The 24,080-nt window shown below is 65.8% G+C and carries 20 protein-coding genes and 1 pseudogene; 9 read left to right on the top strand and 12 right to left on the bottom strand.

All coding sequences use genetic code 11. The features are described 5' to 3' along the window. Window positions 1-100 precede the first annotated feature (100 nt). Together recN and AB3X98_RS11525 are read right to left on the bottom strand one after the other, a co-directional pair. Window positions 101-1,780: a DNA repair protein RecN gene (gene recN / locus AB3X98_RS11530; RefSeq protein ID WP_069267791.1), complete on the bottom strand. Its 1,680-nt coding sequence runs from the start codon at window positions 1,778-1,780 to the stop codon at window positions 101-103. 95 nt (window positions 1,781-1,875) lie between these two features. Further along, on the bottom strand, window positions 1,876-2,787 hold the full coding sequence (locus tag AB3X98_RS11525) for an NAD kinase (protein ID WP_069267790.1): 912 nt from the start codon (window positions 2,785-2,787) through the stop codon (window positions 1,876-1,878). Between the two features lie 260 nt (window positions 2,788-3,047). On the opposite strand from AB3X98_RS11525, the gene hrcA reads away from it, so the two are divergent. From hrcA to pabB, 7 genes are all read left to right on the top strand, one after another. Further along, window positions 3,048-4,067, top strand: coding sequence for a heat-inducible transcriptional repressor HrcA (gene hrcA, locus AB3X98_RS11520; RefSeq protein WP_028202023.1), 1,020 nt, complete (start codon window positions 3,048-3,050; stop codon window positions 4,065-4,067). Window positions 4,068-4,260: 193 nt separating this feature from the next. Then, entirely contained in the window at window positions 4,261-5,328 is a 1,068-nt protein-coding gene (gene hemH / locus AB3X98_RS11515) for a ferrochelatase (RefSeq protein ID WP_069267788.1), read from the top strand. Between the two features lie 47 nt (window positions 5,329-5,375). Next, a complete protein-coding gene (locus AB3X98_RS11510; RefSeq protein ID WP_342947693.1) occupies window positions 5,376-5,783 on the top strand; it encodes an RNA-binding S4 domain-containing protein in 408 nt (135 codons plus the stop codon). Window positions 5,784-6,332: 549 nt separating this feature from the next. Then, window positions 6,333-6,920, top strand: coding sequence for a nucleotide exchange factor GrpE (gene grpE / locus AB3X98_RS11505; protein WP_368607013.1), 588 nt, complete (start codon window positions 6,333-6,335; stop codon window positions 6,918-6,920). 260 nt (window positions 6,921-7,180) lie between these two features. Beyond that, window positions 7,181-9,139, top strand: coding sequence for a molecular chaperone DnaK (gene dnaK, locus AB3X98_RS11500; protein ID WP_069267784.1), 1,959 nt, complete (start codon window positions 7,181-7,183; stop codon window positions 9,137-9,139). A gap of 294 nt (window positions 9,140-9,433) precedes the next feature. Continuing rightward, window positions 9,434-10,570: a molecular chaperone DnaJ gene (gene dnaJ / locus AB3X98_RS11495; RefSeq protein ID WP_069267783.1), complete on the top strand. Its 1,137-nt coding sequence runs from the start codon at window positions 9,434-9,436 to the stop codon at window positions 10,568-10,570. A gap of 53 nt (window positions 10,571-10,623) precedes the next feature. After that, window positions 10,624-12,507: an aminodeoxychorismate synthase component I gene (gene pabB, locus AB3X98_RS11490; RefSeq protein WP_368610247.1), complete on the top strand. Its 1,884-nt coding sequence runs from the start codon at window positions 10,624-10,626 to the stop codon at window positions 12,505-12,507. Window positions 12,508-12,599: 92 nt separating this feature from the next. Here the strand turns inward: pabB and panB are convergent, their stop codons facing one another. From panB to hda, 6 genes and pseudogenes are all read right to left on the bottom strand, one after another. Continuing rightward, window positions 12,600-13,415, bottom strand: coding sequence for a 3-methyl-2-oxobutanoate hydroxymethyltransferase (gene panB / locus AB3X98_RS11485; RefSeq protein ID WP_069267781.1), 816 nt, complete (start codon window positions 13,413-13,415; stop codon window positions 12,600-12,602). Window positions 13,416-13,481: 66 nt separating this feature from the next. Then, window positions 13,482-14,174 (bottom strand): deoxynucleoside kinase, encoded by a 693-nt coding sequence (locus AB3X98_RS11480; RefSeq protein ID WP_069267780.1) that lies wholly within the window; start codon window positions 14,172-14,174, stop codon window positions 13,482-13,484. Then, entirely contained in the window at window positions 14,171-14,716 is a 546-nt protein-coding gene (folK, locus tag AB3X98_RS11475) for a 2-amino-4-hydroxy-6-hydroxymethyldihydropteridine diphosphokinase (RefSeq protein ID WP_342947698.1), read from the bottom strand. The genes AB3X98_RS11480 and folK overlap by 4 nt, the downstream gene beginning before the upstream one ends. A 72-nt stretch (window positions 14,717-14,788) precedes the next feature. Then, window positions 14,789-16,423, bottom strand: a complete 1,635-nt coding sequence (gene pcnB, locus AB3X98_RS11470) for a polynucleotide adenylyltransferase PcnB (protein ID WP_368603965.1) — start codon at window positions 16,421-16,423, stop codon at window positions 14,789-14,791. Then, complete coding sequence (locus AB3X98_RS11465; protein ID WP_069267777.1) at window positions 16,420-17,106, bottom strand: HAD family phosphatase; 687 nt, start codon at window positions 17,104-17,106, stop codon at window positions 16,420-16,422. The genes pcnB and AB3X98_RS11465 overlap by 4 nt, the downstream gene beginning before the upstream one ends. Before the next feature lie 641 nt (window positions 17,107-17,747). Further along, a pseudogene (gene hda / locus AB3X98_RS11460) lies at window positions 17,748-18,425 on the bottom strand (DnaA regulatory inactivator Hda); the annotation flags it as partial. 283 nt (window positions 18,426-18,708) lie between these two features. On the opposite strand from hda, the gene purM reads away from it, so the two are divergent. Further along, a complete protein-coding gene (gene purM, locus AB3X98_RS11455; RefSeq protein ID WP_342947701.1) occupies window positions 18,709-19,782 on the top strand; it encodes a phosphoribosylformylglycinamidine cyclo-ligase in 1,074 nt (357 codons plus the stop codon). Window positions 19,783-19,858: 76 nt separating this feature from the next. On the opposite strand, the gene kynA is transcribed toward purM, so the two are convergent. The 3 genes from kynA to kynB are packed head-to-tail and all read right to left on the bottom strand — an operon-like array spanning window position 19,859 to window position 22,758. Further along, window positions 19,859-20,821: a tryptophan 2,3-dioxygenase gene (gene kynA / locus AB3X98_RS11450; RefSeq protein ID WP_368603964.1), complete on the bottom strand. Its 963-nt coding sequence runs from the start codon at window positions 20,819-20,821 to the stop codon at window positions 19,859-19,861. A gap of 10 nt (window positions 20,822-20,831) precedes the next feature. Beyond that, window positions 20,832-22,082 carry a kynureninase gene (gene kynU, locus AB3X98_RS11445; protein WP_368603963.1) on the bottom strand — a complete coding sequence of 417 codons (1,251 nt, stop codon included), beginning with the start codon at window positions 22,080-22,082 and terminating at the stop codon, window positions 20,832-20,834. 34 nt (window positions 22,083-22,116) lie between these two features. Then, the gene (kynB, locus tag AB3X98_RS11440; RefSeq protein WP_368603962.1) at window positions 22,117-22,758 is read right to left on the bottom strand and encodes an arylformamidase; all 642 of its coding nucleotides are present in this window, start codon (window positions 22,756-22,758) and stop codon (window positions 22,117-22,119) included. Between the two features lie 174 nt (window positions 22,759-22,932). Here kynB and AB3X98_RS11435 point away from each other — a divergent pair, with 174 nt between their 5' ends. Continuing rightward, window positions 22,933-23,439 carry an Lrp/AsnC family transcriptional regulator gene (locus AB3X98_RS11435; protein WP_069267772.1) on the top strand — a complete coding sequence of 169 codons (507 nt, stop codon included), beginning with the start codon at window positions 22,933-22,935 and terminating at the stop codon, window positions 23,437-23,439. A gap of 31 nt (window positions 23,440-23,470) precedes the next feature. Here AB3X98_RS11435 and AB3X98_RS11430 read toward each other — a convergent pair whose 3' ends face one another. Further along, window positions 23,471-23,983, bottom strand: coding sequence for a flavin reductase family protein (locus AB3X98_RS11430; protein ID WP_069267771.1), 513 nt, complete (start codon window positions 23,981-23,983; stop codon window positions 23,471-23,473). Between the last annotated feature and the right edge of the window lie 97 nt (window positions 23,984-24,080).

Genomic DNA, 24,080 nt, shown 5'->3' with positions numbered 1-24,080 from the left:
CTCCGTTCCTCGGGCTGGCATGTCAATAGGACTAAATATAGACCTAAATTCGGACTGATTGGAGGCAATATTTAGGGTTGTATCAACGAGGCAGGGAAGCTCAAGCCGCTAGCATCTCCTTCGCATGCCGCCTGGTCGTCGCGGTAATCTCCAGCCCGCCCAGCATGCGCGCGACTTCCTCCACCCGGCCGCCCCTGTCGAGCGGCGTGACGGCCGAGACCGTGCCGCCGTTGCCGTCGCCGGACTTCGCCACCTGGAAGTGGTGATCGCCGCGCGCCGCGACCTGCGGCAAGTGCGTCACGCACAGCACCTGGCGCGCGCGACCGAGCTGGTGCAGCAAACGTCCCACCACTTCGGCGACCCCGCCGCCAATGCCCGTATCCACTTCGTCGAAGATCAGCGTGGGCGTGGGGCTCGCCGCGCTCGCGATCACGGCAAGCGCGAGGCTGATGCGTGCGAGTTCGCCGCCGGAGGCGATTTTCGCGAGCGGGCGCAGCGGCACGCCGGCATGGCCCGCCACCCGGAATTCGATCTGCTCCAGACCATGGGCCCCGCCGATCGGCTCGCCGGTCGAGCTGCTGCCGAGCGCCACGAGCGCGACTTCGAAGCTGCCGCCGGCCATCGACAGTTCCTGCATGCCTTGCGTGACCGCCGAGCCGAGCGCCTTCGCCGCCTTGGCGCGCGCCTTCGAGAGCTGGCGTGCCTGCGCGAGATAGGCTTCCTGCGCCTTCTGCTCGGCGGCGCGCAGGCCGTCGAGATCGGATGCGGCATCGAGTGCCGCGAGCTGCTGGCGGCGCGACGCGTGTTCCTCAGGTAGCGTTTCGGCCGGCAGGCGGAACTTGCGCGCCGTCGAATGCAGCGCGTCGAGGCGCCGTTCGACCTGCGCGAGATGTTGCGGATCGAGATCGAGGCGTTGCGCGTAGTGCGAGAGCGAGTACGCCGCTTCCTGGATCTGGATCGCGGCCGGTTCGAGCGCGGCGAGGGCGTCGTTGAGTTCGGCGTCGACTTCGGCGAGGGAGCGCAGCTTCGAGACGATCGAGTTCAGCTGCGAGAGCATCGCCTCGTCGGATTCCGATAACGCCGCGAGCGCGCCTTGTACGCCTTCGATCAGGTTGGCCGAGTTCGAAAGCCGCACGTGCTCCGCGTTCACTTCCTCCCATTCGCCCGGCTGCGGCGCGAGCTTGTCGAGCTCGGCGAGCTGCCACGCGAGGCGCTCGCGCTCGAGCTGCAGCTCGCGGTCGCGCGACATGGCGCTCTGCAGGGCGAGACGCGCGTCGCGTGCCTCGCGCCACGCGCGCGTGACGGTGGCGGCGAGATCCGTGAGGCCCGCGTGCGTGTCGAACAGTTCGCGCTGCGCGTCGGGGCGCATGAGCAGTTGGTGAGCATGCTGGCCGTGGATGTCCACCAGCATTTCGCCCAGCTCGCGCAGTTGCGCGAGCGTGGCGGGCGTCCCGTTGATGAAGGCGCGCGAGCGCCCGCCGCTGTCCACCACGCGGCGCATCATGACCGTGTGCTCGCCGTCGCCGTTCGTGAGCGCCTGCTCGTCGAGCCAAAGCGCGGCATGCGCGGGCACGTCGAACTCGGCGGTGATGTCGGCGCGGGCCTCGCCGGTGCGCACGACGCTCGCGTCGGCGCGCGTGCCGAGCGTGAGGGCGAGGGCATCGATCAGGATCGACTTGCCCGCGCCGGTTTCGCCGGAAAACACGGTGAAACCGCTATCGAATTCGAGGTCGAGCGCGGCGACGATCACGAAGTCGCGAATCGAGAGATGGCGAAGCATGGCGTCTGGTTCTGCTTTTTTGGGTTGGCTTTGACTACCGTGGGACTGCTGGCTGCATGGCAACGCACGCGCGCGCTTCACGCTAAGACGCGGGTTTAGTCCTCCGGATCGCCCTGCAGCGAGGGGTGCTCGTTCCAATGCAGCTTCTTGCGCAGCGTGCGGTAGTAGCTATAGCCGACCGGGTGCAGGAAAGGCACCGTGTGGCGCGAGCGGCGCACCTCGATCACGTCGTTCAGCTCCAGCGCCGTGAACGACTGCATGTCGAAGTTGACGTTGACGTCGCGGCCCGCCACGATCTGGATGCTCACCTTGCAGTCGTCGGGCAGCACGATCGGGCGGTTCGAGAGCGCGTGCGGCGCGATCGGTACGAGCACGATGCCTTGCAGCTGCGGATGCAGGATCGGCCCCTGCGACGAGAGCGCATAGGCGGTCGAGCCCGTGGGCGTCGCGACGATCAAGCCGTCTGAGCGCTGGTTGTACATGAAGCGGCCATCCACGTTCACGCGCAGTTCGGCCATGCCCGAAAAGCCGCTACGGTTCACGACCACGTCGTTGAAGGCGAGCGCGTGGTAGATCGGGTCGCCGTCGCGGGTGATGCGCGACTCGAGCAGCGAGCGCTCCTCGCGCTCGAACGAGCCCGCGAGCAGTTGCGGCACGACCTCCTGCATCTCGGAGAACGCGATGTCGGTAATGAAGCCGAGCCGCCCGTGGTTGATGCCGATGAGCGGCGTGCGGTAGGGCGCGAGCTGGCGGCCGATGCCGAGCATCGTGCCGTCGCCGCCGAGCACGACGGCCACGTCCGCGCGCGCGCCGATTTCGGACGGCTGCAGCGCGGGATAGCCTTGCGCGCCGATTTCCTCTGCGGTTTGCGCTTCGAACACGACCTCGAAGCCGCGCTTCGAAATGGTCTGGGCGAGCGCCGTCAGCGGCTCGGCAATGCCCGGCGTATTGCTGCGCCCAACGAGCGCAACCGTCTTGAACTGGCTCTGGATCTTCTGGATCTGCATGCCGGCATTACACCATAGTCAGGTCACGAAAAGAACCTGGCGCAAGCCGGGCGCGGCCCGCCAGGCCTTGCGCGCCGCGCCCTCCCGCCCTAAGCCGGTGACACGGCGATGACAACGCGCGATGTGCCAGACGATGTGCAATGCAACATGCCCGGCGGCAACGGGCGAAACCGGGCCGCCCCGCGCTGCGGGCCTGCCCGTCGGGCCCGACCTGGCGGCGCACTCGCGGCCAACCCGCCATTAGGCTAAAATTTTGAGTCATGCTAGATCCCCGCGCACAAACCCTCCTCAAGACGCTGATCGAGCGCTACATCGCCGAAGGTCAGCCGGTCGGCTCGCGCACGCTGTCGCGCTATTCCGGCCTGGAACTGAGCCCGGCGACGATCCGCAACGTCATGTCGGACCTCGAGGAGCTGGGTCTCGTGTCCAGCCCGCATACCTCGGCCGGGCGTGTGCCCACGCCGCGCGGCTATCGCCTGTTCGTCGACACCATGCTCACCGTCGAGCCCAGTTCGGACGACGACGCGCTCACGCGGGCGGTAAAGACCACGCTGCGCCCCGGCGAGCCGCAGAAAGTGGTGGCGGCGGCGGCCAGCGTGCTCTCGAACCTCTCGCAGTTCGCGGGCGTGGTGCTGACGCCCCGGCGCAGCCACGTGTTCAAGCAGATCGAGTTCATGCGCCTGTCCGACAAGCGCATCCTGCTCATCATCGTGACGCCCGAAGGCGACGTGCAGAACCGCATCATGGCGACGCAGCGCGACTTCACGCCTTCCGAGCTCATCGAAGCCTCGAATTACATTAACGCGCACTTCGCGGGCCTGTCGTTCGACGAGGTGCGCCGCCGCCTGCGCGAGGAAATCGACGCGCTGCGCGGCGACATGACCACGCTCATGCACGCGGCCGTAACCGCGAGCACCGAAGAGCCCGAAAGCGGCGACACCTTGCTCATTTCCGGCGAGCGCAACCTGCTCGAAGTGGCCGACCTTTCCTCGGACATGGCGCGCCTGCGCAAGCTCTTCGACGTATTCGACCAGAAAACCAGCCTGCTGCAGCTGCTCGACGTCTCGAGCCACGCGCAGGGTGTGCAGATTTTCATCGGAGGCGAGTCGCAACTCGTGCCGATCGAGGAAATGAGCGTGGTGACGGCTCCCTACGAGGTGAACGGCAAGATCGTCGGCACGCTCGGCGTGATCGGACCGACGCGCATGGCGTACAACCGCGTGATTCCGATCGTCGACATCACGGCGCGCCTGCTCTCGCTCACGCTCAGCCAGAACTGAGCGCCGCATCGGGCACCCCCGCCTTTCCGACGATCATCCCTCGAAAGGCATGGTGCGCGCCATCGGCCGAATGGCCAACGCGCGGTGGTCACCCGCAGCGTCGCGGGTCCGGTTTGGCCCGCCAGGACCGCCCGCTATAATGCTTGTTTCATGCAACCGTTGCTGCGCATTCGCGCGGCGCCACTGATCGCCTATGCGTTTCGACCTGGAGCGGCCTTCGCAGTCCGCCGCGGCGCATCGCGTCGCCGTGCTGCTCATCAACCTGGGCACGCCGGACGCGCCCACGCCGCGCGCCGTGCGCCGCTATCTCGCGCAGTTTCTGTCCGATCCGCGCGTGGTCGAGATTCCGGCGCCGATCTGGCAGGTCATCCTGCGCACGCTGATCCTGCCGTTTCGCGGCCGGTCGTCGGCGAAGAAGTACGCGGCGGTCTGGACGCCCGAGGGTTCCCCGCTGCGCGTGCATACGCAGAAGCAGACCGACGGCCTGCGCCATCTGCTGCAAATCAACGACTACACGGTCCTCGTCGATTACGCGATGCGCTACGGCACGCCCGACATCCCGGCGATGCTGAACCAGCTCAAGCTCGCGGGCGCGGAACGCATCCTGCTCATGCCGATGTATCCGCAGTACTCGGCGTCGACCACGGCCACGGCGTTCGACGCGGCCTTCGCCGCGCTGCGCCGCATGCGCAACCAGCCGGAAATCCGCACGGTGCGCGGCTATCACGACCATCCGGCGTATATCGCGGCGCTCGCGGCGCAGGTGCACCAGTACTGGCACGCGCACGGCAAACCCAATTTCGCGGCGGGCGACCGGCTCGTGCTGAGTTTTCACGGGGTGCCGAGCCGTACGCTCGATCTGGGCGACCCGTACCACGACCAGTGCCAGCAAACGGCCGCGCTCCTCATGCACGCGCTGGAGCTAACGCCGGTCGAATGCCGCGTGACCTTCCAGTCGCGTTTTGGGCGGGCGCAATGGCTCCAGCCATACACGGCGCCCACGCTGCGGGAACTGGGCGCGGGCGGCGTGCACCGTGCGGACGTGTTCTGCCCTGGTTTCACGGCGGATTGCCTGGAAACCATCGAGGAAATCGGCATGGAAGTGCGCGACGAGTTCCTGCACGGCGGCGGCAAGGAGTTTCACCGCATAGCATGCCTGAATGCCTCGCCGGCGTGGATCGCGGCGCTGGGCGAGATTGTTGCGCAGCACCTGCAGGGCTGGCCCGTGCAAGCCGCGGCGCCGGCTGGCGCAGTGGCCTGACCCAGTGAACTGAGCGTGAACTGAGCGGCGCATCCGGAAAGCTTCTGATGAACTACAAGATTTCGACCGAACCTGGCGCGCGGCTGCGCATCGACAAATGGTTATGGGCGGCGCGTTTCTTCAAGACGCGCTCGCTCGCCTCGGACGCCGTGGGCAAGGGGCGCGTGCGCATTGGCGGCGACGCCGTGAAGGCATCGAAGGACGTGCGCGTGGGCGACCTCGTCGAAATCGAGATCGATCATGTGGTCTGGGAAGTGCAGGTATTGGGCATTTGCGAGATGCGCGGCCCCGCCAGCATCGCGCAGACGCTCTATGCGGAAACTGAAGCCGGGCGCGAGCGGCGCGCGGCGGAGCAGGACCGGCGCCGGCTCTTTCGCGAACCGGCTGCCGTGTTGCCGGGCAGGCCGACCAAGCGCGACCGCCGCACTATCGACAAATTTTCGCGTGAGGGTTGAAGAGCGCTTCCATCGTAGCGTGGACGCCCCCGTATTCCGTCGTGTTTTCGTTCACGGCGCCCGACATGCAGATGGTCGTAGTCCCGGCGATGAGTACCAGCGCGACCACCGATATGGCAAAGGTCAGTTTCACGGTACTCCCCTTGGGATCGCAGCAAAACAGCCAGTCTCGAGGCCCGGATAGCGTTTTTATGTGCGGTGATGCTGCTACAAAAGGTGCTGTCCGTGGGCCCACTCGGTGCGGTGCCGGCCTCAGGGTAAACGCGTCATGAGCAGCACCTGTTCCTGAGTGTAGGTCAGGGATGTCCCTTACTCAATTTCATTTTTGCGGCGCTGCAGTAATGATTGTTACGGGCGATTGCGCGGCTTGATTTTCTGTATAAAAAAGCCGCAAGAGCCTCTTGAAACAAGCGATCCGGCACCCATGTGCTCTCGCGATGTCCGAAGCCTCTGTCGCGTCGGCGCAACGGCCCAGGCGCAGTAGAGCGGCCCGCGTCATGGCGCCCGAAGCTTTGTTCCCTTTTTCACTATTCAACGACGTTCAGCGACATGGAAAACACGCAAGAGAACCCGACGAGCCAGAACCCCACGCCCGCGGACGAGGCGTCGCAGGCAGCCCAGCCCCAGGCGGCTGAAGCGGCCGAGCAGGCAGCCCAAGGCGGCGTGGACCAGAACGCAGCGGCGCTTGCCGAGGCCGCACTGGCCGAAGCCCAAGCGAAAGTCGCCGAATTGCAGGACGCCTTCGTCCGCGCCAAGGCCGAGACCGAGAACGTACGCCGCCGCGCGCAGGAAGACGTCGCCAAGGCGCACAAGTTCGCGATCGAAAACTTCGCCGAGCATCTGCTGCCGGTGATGGACAGCCTCGAAGCCGCTCTCGCCCATAACTCGGACGACCTCGCCAAGGTCAACGAAGGCGTCGAACTCACGCTCAAGCAGCTCACCGGCGCGCTCGAGAAGGGCAAGGTCCTCGCGATCAACCCCGTGGGCGAGAAGTTCGACCCGCACCGTCACCAGGCCATCTCGATGGTCCCGTCCGAGCAGGAAGCGAACAGGGTGGTCAGCGTGCTGCAAAAGGGCTATGTGATCGCCGACCGCGTACTGCGTCCGGCGCTCGTGACCGTTTCGGCACCGAAGTAAGAAAGATGTAAGTAATGCGGTGGCCTGAAGGAACCCAAAGGAACCCAAAGGAAACCCAAAGGCCCTGCGATTAAAAAAAATGATGGAACGCATAGCCCAAACCCCTTGAAATCGCCGTAGCGGCACTTATTTGGGCAGTAGTTCCGTATTGAAGTGGACGCCAGCCGCGCACAAGGGAAAACGCGGCTCGAGCATGTAGTTACCTGCGCAGCGCGAAAGCGGCGTCCGCACAGCGACCAAATTCTGGAGATTTGACAAAAATGGGCAAAATCATTGGTATCGACCTCGGCACCACCAACTCGTGCGTGGCGCTGATGGAAGGCAATCAGGTCAAGGTGATCGAGAACTCGGAAGGCGCCCGTACGACGCCTTCGATCATCGCCTACATGGACGACAACGAAGTGCTGGTCGGCGCACCGGCCAAGCGCCAGTCGGTCACGAACCCGAAGAACACGCTGTACGCAGTCAAGCGCCTGATCGGCCGCCGCTTCGAAGAGAAGGAAGTGCAGAAGGACATCGGCCTGATGCCCTACAAGATCGTCAAGCACGACAACGGCGACGCCTGGGTCGAAGCGCATGGCGCGAAGCTCGCGCCGTCGCAGGTTTCGGCTGAAGTGCTGCGCAAGATGAAGAAGACCGCTGAAGACTACCTCGGCGAGCCGGTCACCGAAGCCGTGATCACGGTTCCCGCGTACTTCAACGACAGCCAGCGTCAGGCCACCAAGGACGCCGGCCGCATCGCCGGTCTGGAAGTCAAGCGCATCATCAACGAGCCGACGGCAGCCGCACTCGCGTTCGGTCTGGACAAGGCCGAAAAGGGCGACCGCAAGATCGCCGTGTTCGACCTGGGCGGCGGCACGTTCGATATCTCGATCATCGAAATCGCGGATGTCGACGGCGAAATGCAGTTCGAAGTGCTCTCGACCAACGGCGACACGTTCCTCGGCGGTGAAGACTTCGACCAGCGCATCATCGATTACATCATCGGCGAGTTCAAGAAAGAGCAGGGCGTCGACCTCTCGAAGGACGTGCTCGCGCTGCAACGCCTGAAGGAAGCCGCTGAAAAGGCCAAGATCGAACTGTCGTCGGGCCAGCAGACCGACATCAACCTGCCGTACATCACGGCAGACGCGTCGGGTCCGAAGCACTTGAACCTCAAGTTCACGCGCGCCAAGCTGGAAGCGCTGGTCGAGGAACTGATCGAGCGCACCATCGAGCCGTGCCGCATGGCGATCAAGGACGCAGGCGTGAAGGTCGGCGACATCGACGACGTGATTCTCGTCGGCGGCCAGACGCGTATGCCGAAGGTGCAGGAGAAGGTCAAGGAGTTCTTCGGCAAGGACCCGCGCCGTGACGTGAACCCGGACGAAGCCGTGGCCGTTGGCGCCGCGATCCAGGGGCAGGTGCTCTCGGGCGACCGCAAGGACGTGCTGCTCCTCGACGTGACCCCGCTGTCGCTCGGTATCGAGACGCTCGGCGGCGTGATGACGAAGATGATCAACAAGAACACCACGATCCCGACCAAGCACGCACAGGTCTACTCGACGGCGGACGACAGCCAGTCGGCCGTGACGATCAAGGTGTTCCAGGGCGAGCGCGAAATGGCAGCGGGCAACAAGCTGCTCGGCGAGTTCAACCTCGAAGGCATTCCGCCCGCACCGCGCGGCGTGCCGCAGATCGAAGTGACCTTCGACATCGACGCGAACGGCATTCTGCACGTGGGCGCGAAGGACAAGGCCACCGGCAAGGAAAACAAGATCACTATCAAGGCGAACTCGGGTCTGTCGGAAGCCGAAATCGAGAAGATGGTGAAGGACGCCGAAGCGAACGCGGAAGAAGATCACCGTCTGCGCGAGATTGCCGACGCGCGCAACCAGGGCGACGCGCTGGTTCACAGCACGAAGAAGGCCGTGGCCGAGTACGGTGACAAGATCGAAGCCAGCGAAAAGGAAACGATCGAAGCCGCGCTGAAGGACCTCGAAGAAACGCTGAAGAGCTCGTCGGCCGACAAGGCGACGATCGAGGCGAAGGTCGAGGCGCTGTCGGCAGCGTCGCAGAAGCTCGGCGAGAAGATGTACGCCGACATGCAGGCGCAGCAGGCTGGCGCGGCCGGTGCCGCCGGCGCGGGTGCCGCAGGTGCCGGTGCGGCCGAGCAGGGGGCGCAGAACGACGCCGACGACGTGGTCGACGCCGAGTTCAAGGAAGTCAAGAAGGACTAAGCCGGTTCGTGGCGGTCATGACCGTTCTGCCTGATCAGCGAACGGTCGTGATCCGATGAAAGCGACTACGAAAGCGGCCGCATCGGTTACGATGCGTGTCAGCATTGCAGCGCCTGGCGAGCCATCCGGCTCTCCGGGCACATTTGTTTTATGGAGGCCGTTCTCTTTCAGGGGCCGCCGCGGCGTGAGAAGCGCCTGTGCGGATGTTCAGGGGAACGGCAAACGGGTCACGAGATCCAGCATTCAAGAGGAGCCGGCGCGCGCCGTGAAGCGCGAGGCCGGCGTTGAACCGATATGGCGAAACGGGATTACTACGAGGTTCTGGGCGTCGCGAAGAACGCGAGCGACGACGAAATCAAGAAGGCGTATCGCAAGCTCGCGATGAAGTACCACCCCGACCGCAATCCGGACAACAAGGATGCGGAAGAGCATTTCAAGGAGGCCAAAGAGGCCTACGAAATGCTGTCGGACTCGCAAAAGCGCGCGGCTTACGACCAGTACGGCCACGCCGGCGTCGATCCCAACATGGGCGGCGCGGGCGCGCAGGGCTTCGGCGGGTTCGCGGACGCTTTCGGCGACATCTTCGGCGATATCTTCGGCCAGGCCGCTGGCGGCGGCCGCGGTGGCCAGCGCAGCGGCCCGCAGGTGTATCGCGGCGCGGACCTGCGCTACAGCATGGAAATCTCGCTGGAGCAGGCGGCGCACGGCTACGAGACGCAGATCCGCGTGCCGGGCTGGACCGGCTGTGAAGTCTGTCACGGCTCGGGCGCGAAGCCCGGCACGAAGCCCGAAACCTGCCCGACCTGCCATGGTTCGGGTTCGGTGCGCATGTCGCAAGGCTTCTTCAGCATCCAGCAGACTTGCCCTAAGTGCCACGGCACAGGCTCGTACATTCCTGAACCCTGCACGAACTGCCACGGCGCAGGCAAGGTCAAGGAAACCAAGACGCTCGAAGTGAAGATTCCGGCGGGCATCGACGACGGCATGCGCATCCGTTCGGCCGGCAACGGCGAGCCTGGCATCAACGGCGGGCCGTCGGGCGATCTGTATGTCGAGATCCACATCAAGCAGCACGCGGTGTTCGAGCGCGACGGCGACGACCTGCACTGCCAGATGCCGATTCCGTTCACCACGGCGGCGCTGGGCGGCGAGATCGAAGTGCCGACGCTGGCGGGCCGCGCCTCGTTCACGGTGCCCGAAGGCACGCAGTCGGGCAAGACGTTCCGTCTGCGTGGCAAGGGCATCAAGGGTCTGCGTTCGAGCATCGCCGGCGATCTGTATGTGCATGTTCAGGTGGAAACGCCGGTCAAGCTCACCGAACACCAGCGCGAGATGCTGCAGCAGTTCGAGAAGTCGCTCGTGGAAGGCGGTTCGCGCCACAGCCCGCAAAGCAAGAGCTGGTTCGACCGCGTGAAGAGCTTCTTCGACTGACGCGCTTTTCCGGCGTCACCATGCAGCAGGTAAGCAGCAGGTAGTGATCAGCAATGGCAGTCAATCCTGGCGGCGCGACTTTCGCGCTGCTCGACGATGGCGACTCGACGGCGGTGAGCCGCTCGAGCCGCCTCTATACGGGGTTCGTGCGCGAGCTTGCGTGCCAACGCGCGGCGGATCTCGACGCGGTGTGCGCGCAGGCGAATGCCGAACTGGGCAAGGGACTTCACGCCCTCGTGATCGGCGACTACGAGTTTGGACGCACGCTCGAATTCGCCAGGCGCGACACGACCTCATCCGACGAAACGCAGCACGGCCACGCCGCGCTGCGTTTTTTATTGTTCGAACGCTGCAAAACGCTCTCGCGCGAGGAAGCCGATGCTTGGCTCGCGGCGCAAGAGGGCGCTGAAGCGCCTGCGCCTGCAGGCGTGGCGGGCGTGACGATCGGTGTCGATCGCGAGCGCTTCGAGCATGACATCGCCGCCGTGCAGGATGCCTTGCGCGTGGGCGACTCGTATCAGATCAACTATACCTACCGGCTCGGCTTCGAGGCGTACGGTTCGCCGCTCGCGCTTTACAGGCGCTTGCGCGAGCGTCAGCGCGTGCGTTACGGCGCGCTGATCGCGTTGCCGGGCGACCGCTGGGTGCTCTCGTGCTCGCCGGAGCTGTTCGTGGAGAAGCGCGGCCAAACGTTGCGCGCGAAACCGATGAAGGGCACGGCCGCGCGCAGCGCCGATGCGGAGCAGGACGCCGCCGCCGCGCGTTTTCTCGCGAACGACCCCAAGAACCGCGCCGAGAACGTGATGATCGTCGACCTGCTGCGCAACGACCTCTCGCGCGTCGCGCAAACCGGCTCGGTGCGCGTCCCGGCGCTCTTCAGTGTCGAGCCCTACGCGTCCGTCTGGCAGATGACTTCGACCGTGGAAGCGACGCTGCGCGAAGGTACGACATTCGCCGGCGTCATGCGCGCGCTTTTCCCGTGCGGCTCGATCACGGGTGCGCCCAAGCACCGGACGATGGAGCTGATCGAAGCGCTCGAGCATGCGCCGCGCGGGCTTTACACAGGCACGATAGGCTGGCTCGAGGCGCCCTCGGCAGGCGAGGTTTGCGGCGACTTTTGCCTCTCGGTCGTGATCCGCACGTTGACGCTCGACGCGCCGTCCGGGGGCACGGGCGCCACGCGGCGCGGCGAAATGGGCGTCGGTGCGGGCATCGTGCTCGACAGCGTGGCCGCCGACGAATACGAGGAGTGCCGCTTGAAAGCCCGTTTTCTGACCGATGCCGACCCGGGCATCGAATGTTTCGAAACGATGTACGCGACGCGCGCTGAGGGCGTGCGCCACGTGGAGCGCCATCTCACGCGGCTCGCTGCGAGCGCGGCGTGGCTCGGCTTCCCGTGCGACGTTCAAGCGTTGCGAGCGCGCATCGACGAAAGCTTGGCCAAATTTGCTGACCAAAACGCGCCACACCGTTTGCGTCTCGCGCTCGGCAAGAGCGGGGCAGCGACGATTACCAGCGCACCGCTTGCGCCGCTCGCGCAAGACACCGTAGGCGTGCTGCTGGCATCAGACTACGGCTTTGCGCCGGTCGAATCCGCCGACGCGCTGTTGCTGCGCAAGACTACGCGCCGTGCAGAATTCGATCGTGCGTGGCGCGAGGCCGAAGCGCAGGGCGGCTTCGACATGCTGTTCTTCAACGAGCGCGGCGAACTGACCGAAGGCGGCCGCTCGAACGTGTTCGTGAAGCGCGACGGCAAATGGTTCACGCCACCGCTCGCCTCGGGCGTGCTGCCGGGCGTGATGCGCGGCGTGCTGCTCGACGACGATGCATTCGGCGCACAGGAGCGCGTGCTCACGCGCGACGATGTGCTCGACGCCGAGGCCTTGATGCTCACGAACGCGCTGCGCGGCGCGGTGCCGGCGCGCTTGATTCGATGAAGCTCGCGTAGCGCACCACAGGCGCACCACAAAAACAAAGCGCGCTCCCAACGGAGCGCGCTTTGTTGATTCTGCGAAGCGAAGCTGCCCAATCAGAACACGTGCTCGGGCCCCGGGAACGTGCCCTCCTTCACGGCCTGCACATACGCGCGCACGGCCGATTCGATATCGGGCTGGCCCGTCATGAAGTCCTTCACGAAGCGCGGCCGCTTGCCGGGGAAAATGCCGAGCATGTCGTGCAGCACGAGCACCTGGCCCGAGCAGTCGACGCCCGCACCGATGCCGATGGTCGGAATGCGCAACTGCTTCGTCACTTCCGCGCCGAGCGCCGCGGGCACGGCTTCGATCACCACGAGCTGCGCGCCGGCATCCTGCAGCGCCAGCGCGTCGCGAATCATCTGCGTCGCGGCCGCATCGCTCTTGCCCTGCACCTTGAAGCCACCGAACGCATGCACCGATTGCGGCGTGAGGCCGATGTGCGCACACACGGGCACGGCGCGCTCCACCAGCATCTTCACCGTGGGCGCGAGCCATTCGCCGCCCTCGATCTTCACCATCTGCGCGCCGGCGCGCATGAGCTTCACCGAGTTCGCAAACGCGTCTTCGGGCGTGCCGAAGGTGCCGAACGGCAGATCGGCGATGATCAGCGCCTTGGTCTGCGCGCGCGCCACGCAGGCCGTGTGATAGGCGATGTCGTCGATGGTGACGGGCAGCGTCGTGGTGTGCCCCTGGAGCACGTTGCCGAGCGAGTCGCCGATCAGCACCGTATCGACGCCCGCGCGCTCGCACAGCGCCGAGAAGCTCGCGTCATAGCACGTCAGCATCGCGATGCGTTCGCCTGCATCGCGCATGGCCTGGAGTTTGGGCACGGTGACCGCGCTGCGGCTCGTTTCCTGCAGGTAAGTCATGGGGAAATCCGTTGGGAAAGGGAAAACGGGGAGGGGCTGCGCCGCGCGATCGCGCCGATGAGGCGGTTATAGCGACGTGCCCTTGACGAAGGATTCCTTGCGGCCGCGCATCGTCTCGATACGTTCGGCGACGAGCGCGAGGTCCGCATCGGAACCTGGCAGATCCAGATGCTCCGCGCCGACGGTGAGCACCGGCGCATGATCGTAATGATAGAAAAAATCGTTGTAGCTGTCGCAGAGCGCCCGCAGGAACGCACTCGAAATAGCCAGCTCGCGCGGCAATGCCCGCTTCTGGATGCGCGCGTACAGCGCCTCGGGGCTCGCCTGCAGATAGACGACGAGGTCGGGCGTGGGCGCCGATGAGGTCAGACGCGAGGCGAGCGCGCGGTAGAGCGGCAGTTCGTCTTCGGCGAGTGTGAGACGTGCGAACAGATCGTTGCGTTCGGCAAGGAAATTCGTCACGAGCGGCACGCCCGCTTCGCGGCGCGCGGCGACGTCGCGCGAAAGTTGCTCGCGCTGCAAGGCGATATGCAACTGCGCCGCGAGCGCGTGCGACGAGGGCGCGGTGTCGCGATACACGCGTTCCAGAAACGGATTCTCGGCGTTCGATTCGAACAGCGTCTGCATCGACCAGCGTTCGGCCAGACGCGTCGCGAGCGTCGTCTTGCCCGCGCCGATCGGCCCTTCGATCACGATGTACTGGAGCGCGGCCGGTCGCGTGGCACGCGCGCTGACGACGGGCAGGGGTGTCGTGCTCATCGGCAGTTGCCGGAGCCGGAGGGCGGCGTGTCCGGTGCTGGCGCCACACCCATGCACTGGCACAACGGCTTGACCTTCTCGATGCGCTGGGCGGCCACGGCGGCGAGGAACGCGCTGGCGGGCCCCTGGCCCGGAATCACGAGTTCGGGATCGATCTCGACGAGCGGCACGAGCGCGAATGCGCGGCCCGTCATGCGCGGATGCGGCACGACGAGGTCGGTTTCGTCGATGGTGGCGTCGCCGTAAAGCAGGATATCGATGTCGAGCGTGCGGGGCGCGTTGCGAAAGGGGCGCTCCCGGCCGAAATGATGCTCGACGCGCTGGCACAGGCCGAGCAGCGCGTGAACGTCGAGACTCGTCTCGATCTTCACGACGCAGTTGTAATAGTCGTCGCCGCCCGCGTCGATGGGCGCGGTGCGGTACAGACTCGATTTGGCGACGACGGTGAGGGTGTGCTGTTGTGCAAGGCACACCACCGCGTCTTTGAGGGTTTGGCGCGCATCCCCCAGATTCGCGCCAATTCCCAGCCAGGCAACCGTCATGGCTTCACTTCCTGCGACTTTTGTTGCGGTTCGACGCATGTGCGCCGCGGCAAGCCGCGACGCCGCACGGCGTCAGTCCTCGTGCGGACCGGCGTGGCCGTCATAGTCCGTACTGCTGGCTTCATGCACGTCACCGGCAGCGCCGGCTTCCGATACAGCACCTTCGCCCGTTCTGCGGCTCTTCGCGCCGCCGCGGCGGCGGCGTTTGCGCGGCGAGCGCTCCTTGCCGCCCTGCGCGAGAAGCGTCTCGCGCTCGGCGTTGTCGCCGGAAATGAAGTCCGTCCACCATTGGCCGACTTCGGCGTCCAGCTCGCCCGATTCGCAGCGCAGCAGGAGGAAATCATACCCCGCTCTAAATCTTTGGTGTTCCAGCAGCTTGATCGCGCCGCGGCCACGTTTTTCGAGGCGCAGCTGCAGGCCCCAGATCTCGCGCATATCCGACGAAAAACGACGGTGAATCGCCAGTTTTTCCGTTTGCGCGTCGATGACGTCGTCCATCGCGCGATGCAACGCCGGCACGGGCAATTCGCCTTCGGCCGTATATTGCTGCCAGCGTTGCTGCACGTCGTGCCACAGCAGCGTGGCGAACAGGAAGCCCGGCGAGACCGGCTTGCCTGCACGTACGCGCGAGTCGGTGTTCGACAGCGCGAGCGTGATGAAGCGCTCGCCTTGCGGCTGTTCGAGCACCACGTCGAGCAGCGGCAGCAGGCCGTGATGGAGCCCTTCCTTGCGCAACCACTTGAGGCACTCGAGCGCGTGGCCCGAGAGCAGCAGCTTGAGCATTTCGTCGAAAAGACGCGCGGCCGGTACGTTGTTGATGAGGTCCGCGAGCTTCACGATGGGGTCGCGCGTGTGCTCCTCGATCTCGAAGCCGAGCTTCGCCGCGAAACGCACTACGCGCAGCATGCGCACCGGATCTTCGCGATAACGCGTGGCCGGGTCGCCGATCATGCGCAGCAGGCGCGCGCGCATGTCGGCCATGCCGTTGTGGTAATCCAGTACGGTTTGCGTGGCCGGATCGTAGTACATCGCGTTGATCGTGAAGTCGCGGCGCGTGGCGTCTTCGTGCTGCTCGCCCCAGACGTTGTCGCGCAGCACGCGGCCGCTCGCATCCACGTGGTGCGTCTTGCGGTCGAGCTCGTCGCGGCGCATGCGCTTTGCGGGCGCCGGAGCGGGCGCTTCGGCGTCCGCAGGCGGCGCATCCACGAGCGCGCGGAACGTCGAGACCTCGATGATCTCCTGGCCGAACTGCACGTGCACGATCTGGAAGCGCCGGCCGATGATGCGCGCGCGGCGGAACAGCTTCTGCACCTGGTCGGGCGTGGCGTCGGTGGCGACGTCGAAGTCCTTGGGCGCCACGCCGAGCAGCAGATCGCGCACCGCGCCGCCGACGATGAACGCGCGGAAGCCCGCCTGCTGCAGACCTTCGGTCACGCGCACGGCGTTGCGCGAGATGAGCGCGGGATTGATGCCGTGGACGTCGGCGGAAAGGATGACGGGCGTGGCCGGATCGGGCGCGCCCTTGCCGGCGCGCGGCTTCGAAGTCTTCTGTGCGCTGGCCGGCTTGCGGCGCGCGCGGGTGCTGCCGGCGAGCGCGGTTGCGCCTTCATGCGAGGCCGTGTCCGGATCGGCGGCGGGGGCTTCGGTGTCTTGCGCCGCTTCGGCGTCGTCCTGGCCGAACAGCTTGCGGATGAGTTTCTTGATCACTGGGCTTGGAACAAATCGAGAATGCGCCAGCCCGCTTGTTGCGCGTGAGCGCGCAGGGTGTCGTCGGGGTTGGTGGCGATCGGGTCGGTGACGTTTTCGAGCAGCGGAATGTCGTTGTGCGAGTCGCTATAGAAGTAGCTGTGCTCGAAGTCCGAAAAGCGCTTGCCGAGCGAGGCGAGCCATTGCTCGACGCGCACGATCTTGCCTTCGCGGTAGCTCGGCGTGCCCGTCGGGCGGCCGGTGAAGGCCGAGGCCGGATGGCCGTCCACGGTTTCGACTTCGCACGCGATCAGCTTGTCCACGCCGAACACCTCGGCGATGGGCGCCGTGATGAATTCGTTGGTGGCCGTGACTACGCAGCAGAGGTCGCCCGCTTCCTTGTGCTTTTTCACGAGCTCGACTGCGCTTGGCAGGATGGTCGGCTTGATCACCTCGTGCATGTACTGGTCGTGCCATTCCTTCAACTGCGCGCGCGAATATTTCGCGAGCGGCGTGAGCATGGCGACGAGGTATGCGTGGATGTCGAGCTTGCCGGCCTTGTAGTCGGCGTAGAAGCGGTCGTTTTGCTCCGCAAAGCGCTCGCCGTCGACAATGCCGAGCTTCACCATGAAGCGGCCCCATTCGTGGTCGCTGTCGGTGGGGATCAGGGTGTGATCGAGATCAAAAAGTGCAAGGTTAGCCATGGGCGCTCATTTTACTTGAAGCGGGAGACGCCGTTGCCGCCGCCGGCGGGCGGCGTCGGCGCGGCGGGGTCCGCGGGGGATTCGGGGCCTGCAGGCGCGTCGTTCTGGGCGGGCGCGTTGTTCCCTTGCGATGGCGATGTATCGGACGCATCGGGCGTCGACGGTGTCTGTCCCGGCGTCTCGCCCGGGTTTGTCTCGGGTGCAGCGGTGCCGGCGGGCGGATCGAGGTCGCCGCGCAACTCGCCGGTCATCTCGTTGCTCACGTCGGCATCGACTTCGCCCTTGAGTTCAGTGCCCAGTTCCTTGTGGACGACATGACGATATTTGGCCCCCAATTCGCCTTCGACGTTGTCGGTCGGCTTGTCGAAAGGCACGGGCGTTGGCGGGCGCGCCTGCAACGCCGGCGGTTTCGGCGCCTCGTAGGGCTGGGCGTCGTCGGGCCCGGCGGCGGGGGCTTCCGGCTCGCTCGGGAAGAGCGACGGCTCCTCGCCTTCTGCGGAGGGCGTGGAGGCCACCGCGTTGCCGCTGGCCTCATCTTCGCCCGCGTCACTCGCGTCGTCCGTTTCTGCCGGCTCTTCGGCGGACAATTCTTCGTCCGTCGGCAATGCGCTCGCGACGCTCACCAGATCGCCCACGCCCTTCGCGAGCATCGCGCGCAACAGCGGCAGCGTCACCGCGCGCTTCTGTTCGAGCGAGAAGCGGTCGAGCGCGTCGAGCAAGCCCATCAGGCTCGGCATGTCGCGCCGGAAATGCGTGAGCAGGTAGGCGGGCACGTCGTCGGCGAGCGCAATGCCGCGCTCGCGCGCCGCGAGCTTGAGGATGGCCGCCTTGCCTTCGTCGGAGAGCGGCGCGAGATGGAACACGAGGCCCCAGCCGAGGCGCGTGCGCAGGTCCTCGCGCACGGCGAGACCCATGGGCGGCGCGTTGCCCGTCGCCACGAGCGCGCAGGCGGGGTAAGAGCGCACCTCGTTGAACAGGTTGAAGAGCGCGATCTGCTGCGCGCCCGAGAGCGAATCGCAGTCGTCCACCGCATAGATCGTCACGCGCGGATCGAACGTGAACGCCGCCAGCGCGCTTTGCGGGCCCAGATACCGCACATGGCCCGGCGGCGCTTCGTCGGCGAGTGCGTGCAGCAGGTGGCTGCGCCCGTTGCCGGGCTCGCCCCAGACATAGAACGTGCGATCGGCGATCGGGCCCGCCGTGAGCGCCGCGTCCAGACCGCGCAGGCGCGCGACCAGCTCGGCGTTGGCGCCGATATGGAAGTTGTCGAAGGTCGATGGCGGCGGGGTGCCGAGATCGAGCGTTAACTGTCGCTGCACGGTGTGTCTGGACGGAGTCGGTTCTAGTAAAGCGTGCTCTCGTGAGAACCACGGAGATCACTGGGCCGCGGCCGCCGCAGCACGATGTCGAAGGCGAGCGCGATCCCGGTCCCGATAACGGCCCGACGCTGGTACGGTGCGTAATACGGTGTGTTGTGCGGCAAAACTCGGTTTCCGGTTGTGGGGCGCAGGCGAGGCGCGTTCCAAATCTCGCTCCACCCGCGGCGGCGGGGCGCCGTCAATCGGTTAAAATCGCATTTTACCGACCTTCTGGCGCTTCCCCATGAATCAACCGAAATCCGGCCCCGCTAATCAGGCACAGTCGCAGGACCAAGGCCTCTCCTACGCCGACGCTGGCGTCGACATGGTCGCGGGCGACGCGCTCGTCGATCGCATCAAGCCGTTTGCGAAGAAGACCCTGCGCGAGGGCGTGATGGGCGGCATCGGCGGATTCGGCGCGCTCTTCGAAGTACCGAAGAGGTACAAGGAGCCCGTGCTCGTGTCGGGCACCGACGGCGTGGGCACCAAGCTGCGCCTCGCGTTTCATCTGAACAAACACGACACGGTCGGCCAGGATCTCGTCGCGATGAGCGTGAACGACATTCTCGTGCAGGGCGCCGAGCCGCTGTTCTTCCTCGACTACTTCGCCTGCGGCAAGCTCGACGTCGATACGGCGGCCACGGTCGTGAAGGGCATCGCGCAAGGCTGCGAGCTGTCGGGCTGCGCGCTGATCGGCGGTGAAACGGCCGAAATGCCGGGCATGTACCCCGACGGCGAATACGATCTCGCCGGCTTCGCGGTGGGCGCGGTCGAAAAGAGCAAGATCATCGACGGCAGCACGATCGCCCCGGGCGACGTGGTGCTCGGTCTCGCCTCGAGCGGCATCCACTCCAACGGCTTCTCGCTCGTGCGCAAGATCATCGAGCGCGCGCAACCGGACCTCGCCGCCGACTTCGACGGCCGCTCGCTCGCCGACGCGCTGATGGCGCCCACGCGCATCTACGTGAAGCCGCTGCTCAAGCTGATGGAAACCATCACGGTCAAGGGCATGGCGCACATCACGGGCGGCGGCCTCGTCGAGAACATTCCGCGCGTGCTGCGCGAAGGCCTCACGGCCGAACTGAACCACGCGGCATGGCCGCTGCCGCCGCTCTTCACGTGGCTGCAAAAGCACGGCGGCGTGGCCGATGCGGAAATGCACCGCGTGTTCAACTGCGGCATCGGCATGGCCGTGGTCGTGGCGGCGGATCAAGCCGACGCCGCTGCCTCGCTGCTGGCCGCCGCGGGCGAGCAGGTGTGGAAGATCGGCGTGGTGCGCGAAAGCAGGGAAGGCGAAGCGCAGACCGTGGTGGTCTAAGCCTCACGCGTTGCCGCGAAAAAAATGCCCGCCATCGATTGGCGGGCATTTTTGCTTTTCGGCGCCGCGTTTGGCGTTACAGCACCGTGCGCACGTGCCACAGCTCGGGAAAGAGCACGACATCGAGCATCTTGCGCAGATACGGCGCGCCATTCGTGCCGCCCGTGCCCTGCTTGAAGCCGATGATGCGCTCGACCGTCGTCACGTGGCGGAAACGCCATTGACGGAACGCGTCTTCGAGATCGACGAGCTCTTCGGCCATCTCGTACAAATCCCAGTACTCCGAAGGATTACGGTACACCTCCAGCCACGCCGCCTCGACCGTCGCGTCGTGTTCGGTCGGCAGGGTCCAGTCGCGGTTCAGGCGCTCGGGCGCGATCGCAAAGCCGCGCCGCGCGAGCAGGCGAATGACTTCGTCGTAGAACGAGGGTGCTTCGAGCGTCGCTTTCACCTGCTCGAAAATCTCGCCCCGATGCTCGTGCGGCTTGAGCATCTGCACGTTCTTGTTGCCGAGCAGGAACTCGATCTGCCGATATTGATACGACTGGAAGCCCGACGACGCACCGAGATACGGCCGCATGGCCGTGTATTCGGAGGGCGTGAGCGTCGAGAGAACGCTCCACGCCTGCACGAGCTGCTCCATGATCCGCGAGACGCGCGCGAGTTGCTTGAACGCGGGCGGCAGCGCGTCGCGGTGCACGTTGGCGAGCGCCGCGCGCAACTCGTAGAGCGCGAGCTTCATCCACAGCTCGCTCGTCTGATGCTGCACGATGAACAGCATCTCGTTGTGGTCGGGCGAGAGCGGATGCTGCGCACCCAGCACCGCGTCGAGCGCGAGGTAGTCGCCGTAGCTCATCGACTTCGAGAAGTCGAGCTGTGCGTCGTGCCAGCCTTCGCCTTGTGCCGCGGGCGCTTGCGCAGCGGAAGCGGGCGCGGCGGCGCCGTGTCCGAACGGGCAGCCGCCACGTGCTGCGCTGTGGGTCTCACTCGTGGTTTCACCCGCGTCGGGCATGCCCGGGATTTGCATGTGATCGTTCATCTGCCGCTCCTCAGGTCACCGCGCCGCGCTCGGCGAATTCGGGCTTGCGCCAGGACTCGGTGGCGAGCACGTCACGCAGCGTTTCCACGGCGTCCCACACATCGACGTAACGCAGATACAGCGGCGTGAAGCCGAAGCGCAGCACGCGTGGCTCGCGATAGTCGCCGATCACGCCGCGCGCGATCAATGCCTGCATCACCTCATAGCCGTGCGGATGCTCGAAGCTCACGTGCGAGCCGCGCTCCGCGTGAGCGCGCGGCGTGACGAGCGTGAGGCCGTATTCCTTGCAGCGCGTCTCGACCAGTTCGATGAAGAGATCGGTGAGCGCGAGCGACTTGCGGCGGATCGCCTGCATGTCGGTTTGCAGGAACACGTCGAGACCGCACTCGACGAGCGCCATCGAAACGATCGGCTGCGTGCCGCACAGGTAGCGGCCGATGCCGTTGTCCGGACGATAGACGGGGTTCATCTCGAACGGCGACTTGTGGCCCCACCAGCCAGAAAGCGGCTGCGAGAACGCATCCTGATGACGCTTGGGCACCCACACGAAACCGGGCGAACCGGGGCCGCCATTCAGGTACTTGTACGTGCAGCCCACCGCGTAGTCGGCGTTCGCGCCGTTCAGGTCCACGGGCACGGCGCCCGCCGAATGCGCGAGATCCCACAGCGCGAGCGCGCCCTGCGCGTGAATTTGCTCGGTGAGCGCGCGCATGTCGTGCATCTCGCCCGTGCGGTAGTTCACGTGCGTGATCATCGCGACGGCCACGTCTTCGCGGATCGCGGCATGCAACTCGGAGGGATTGTCGACGAGGCGCAGTTCATAGCCGCGGTCGAGCTGCTCGATGAGGCCTTGCGCGATGTACAGGTCGCTCGGAAAGTTCGAGCGCTCGGAAACGATCACGCGACGCTCCGGGTCGCGGGCGTTCTGCACGCGCAGCGCGGCGGAGAGTGCCTTGAAGAGGTTGATCGAGATGGTGTCGGTGACGACGACTTCGTCGTCGGCCGCGCCGATCAGCTTCGCGAGCTTGTTGCCCAGACGCTTGGGCATGGCGAACCAGCCCGCCGTGTTCCAGCTGCGGATCAGGCCTTCGCCCCATTCGCCGCCGATCACGGCCTGCGCGCGCGCCGCCGACGCCGAGGGCGGCACGCCGAGCGAGTTGCCGTCGAGATAGATGGTGCCGGCCGCGAGCGTGAATTGCTCGCGCAGGGTGGCGAGCGGATCGGCGCGATCGGCTGCCAGGGCTTCGTTGCGGTCGTTCATGTCTACGTTTCTTGGTTTGGCTAATTCAAGGGATTCAGTCGGCGGCCGCAGGCAGTTCGCGCAGCACGGCGCGCACGGGGCTGGCGTCGAGCGTCGCGAACTTCAGCGGCAGTGCAATGAGTTCGTAGTCGCCGGGCGCGATGTCGTCGAGCACGACGCCTTCGAGGATCGCCATGCCATGGGCGCGGATGCGGTGATGCGCGTCCATCGTCTTCGATTCCTGCGGGTCGAGCGAAGGCGTGTCGATGCCGATGAGACGCACGCCGTGCGCGGCGAGCAGATCGATCGTTGCGGGCGCGACGGCGCAAAACTTGCTGTCCCAGCGGTCCTGCGGCGCGTGCGCGTAGGTACGCAGCAGCACGCGCGGCGGGATGCCGGGCAACGCGCCTTCCACGTGTTCGGGCAGCACGAGCGGCGCGGCGCCCACGCAATGAATGACGCGGCACGCGCCGATATACGTGTCGAGCGGCACTTCGCCGATCGGCGCGCCTTGGGCGTCGTAGTGCAGCGGGGCGTCGGTGTGCGCGCCGGTGTGTGGCGACAGCGTCACGCGCGCGACGTTGACCGGCGAGCCCGCCTCCATGCGCCACACGCGCTCGACGCCAACGGGCGTATCGCCGGGCCAGACGGGCGTTTCGGGGTGAATCGGCGGGGAAATGTCTTTGATCTTGGTCATGTCAGTGGCGTCTTGCGTTTGCGTTGTCTCCTGTCGGCCGCACTCAGTGCGGTCCCAAGCAAGGCTGATGCTTCGAATGATAGGCAACCCTGCTCGAAATGTGCTTGCAAAAAAACGCCGCAAACTTCGGTTGTTGGCACATAATTTGGCTTAAGACGGGAATGGAGACCAAATATGAACGCAATCTCGCTTGATGCTACCGATTGCCGTATTCTCGCCGTGCTGCAGAACGAGGGGCGGATCAGTAATCTCGATCTGGCGGAGCGCATTTCGCTTTCGCCGTCGGCGTGCCTGCGCCGTTTGCGGCTGCTCGAGGAGCAAGGCGTGGTGGAGCGCTACCGCGCGAGCCTGAACCGCGAGATTCTCGGCTTCGAGATGGAGGCGTTCGTGCAGGTGTCGATGCGAAACGACCAGGAGAGCTGGCACGAGCGCTTCGTCACGGCGCTGCGCGACTGGCCGGAGGTGGTGGGGGCGTATGTGGTGACGGGCGAGACGCACTACCTGTTGCGCGTGCTCGCGCACAACCTCAAGCACTACTCGGACTTCGTGCTCAACAAGCTGTACAAGGCGCCGGGCGTGATGGACATCCGCTCGAACATCGTGCTCACGACGCTCAAGGTGGAAGTGGGCGTGCCGGTGGACCTGATCGCGCAGCGCGAGCCGAAGAGCGCGTCGGCATAATCGGGAAAGACGGGGCGCGCGCCGCGCCGTATCAGAGCGACTGGAGCTGGTGGAACGCGCCGCCGTGGAACACGAGCGGCGAAGCGTCCGTGCCGTCCTCGCGCACGCCGCAGCGCTCCACTTCCCCGACGAAGATCACGTGGTCGCCTTCGTCGTAGCGGCTGCGGTTGTGGCACTCGAACCACGCGATCGCGCCGTCCAGCACGGGCATGCCGGTGTCGCCGGCCGCGTGCGAGACGCCCTCGAAACGGTCGCCCTTCACCGTCGCAAAGCGCTTGCACAGGTCGAGCTGCGACGCGGCGAGCACATTGATCACATAATGGCTGTTCGAGCGGAACACGGGCATGGATGCCGAGCGCGTGGCGAGGCTCCACAGCACGAGCGGCGGATTGAGCGAAACCGAGTTGAACGAGCTGGCCGTGATGCCGATGAGCGTGCCGTCGGGCGCGCGCGTCGTGATCACGGTCACGCCGGTGGCGAACTGGCCAAGCGCGCGGCGGAATGCGCCGTCGTCGAAATTGGGCGGGCTGGCGCGGCGGGTCATCGGTGCTGGCCTTCACGGGCCGCGCGCGTGGCGGCGGGAGCGGAAATCGGGATCAACGTCATGTGGAAATTCGGCGAATTGTCACAATTTTAGCGGA

The sequence above is a fragment of the Paraburkholderia sp. BR14312 genome (assembly GCF_040948675.1).
Classification (GTDB): domain Bacteria; phylum Pseudomonadota; class Gammaproteobacteria; order Burkholderiales; family Burkholderiaceae; genus Paraburkholderia; species Paraburkholderia nodosa_A.
The sequence above is the reverse complement of the archived record's forward strand: the minus strand, read 5'-3'. Positions and strand labels throughout refer to the sequence as shown.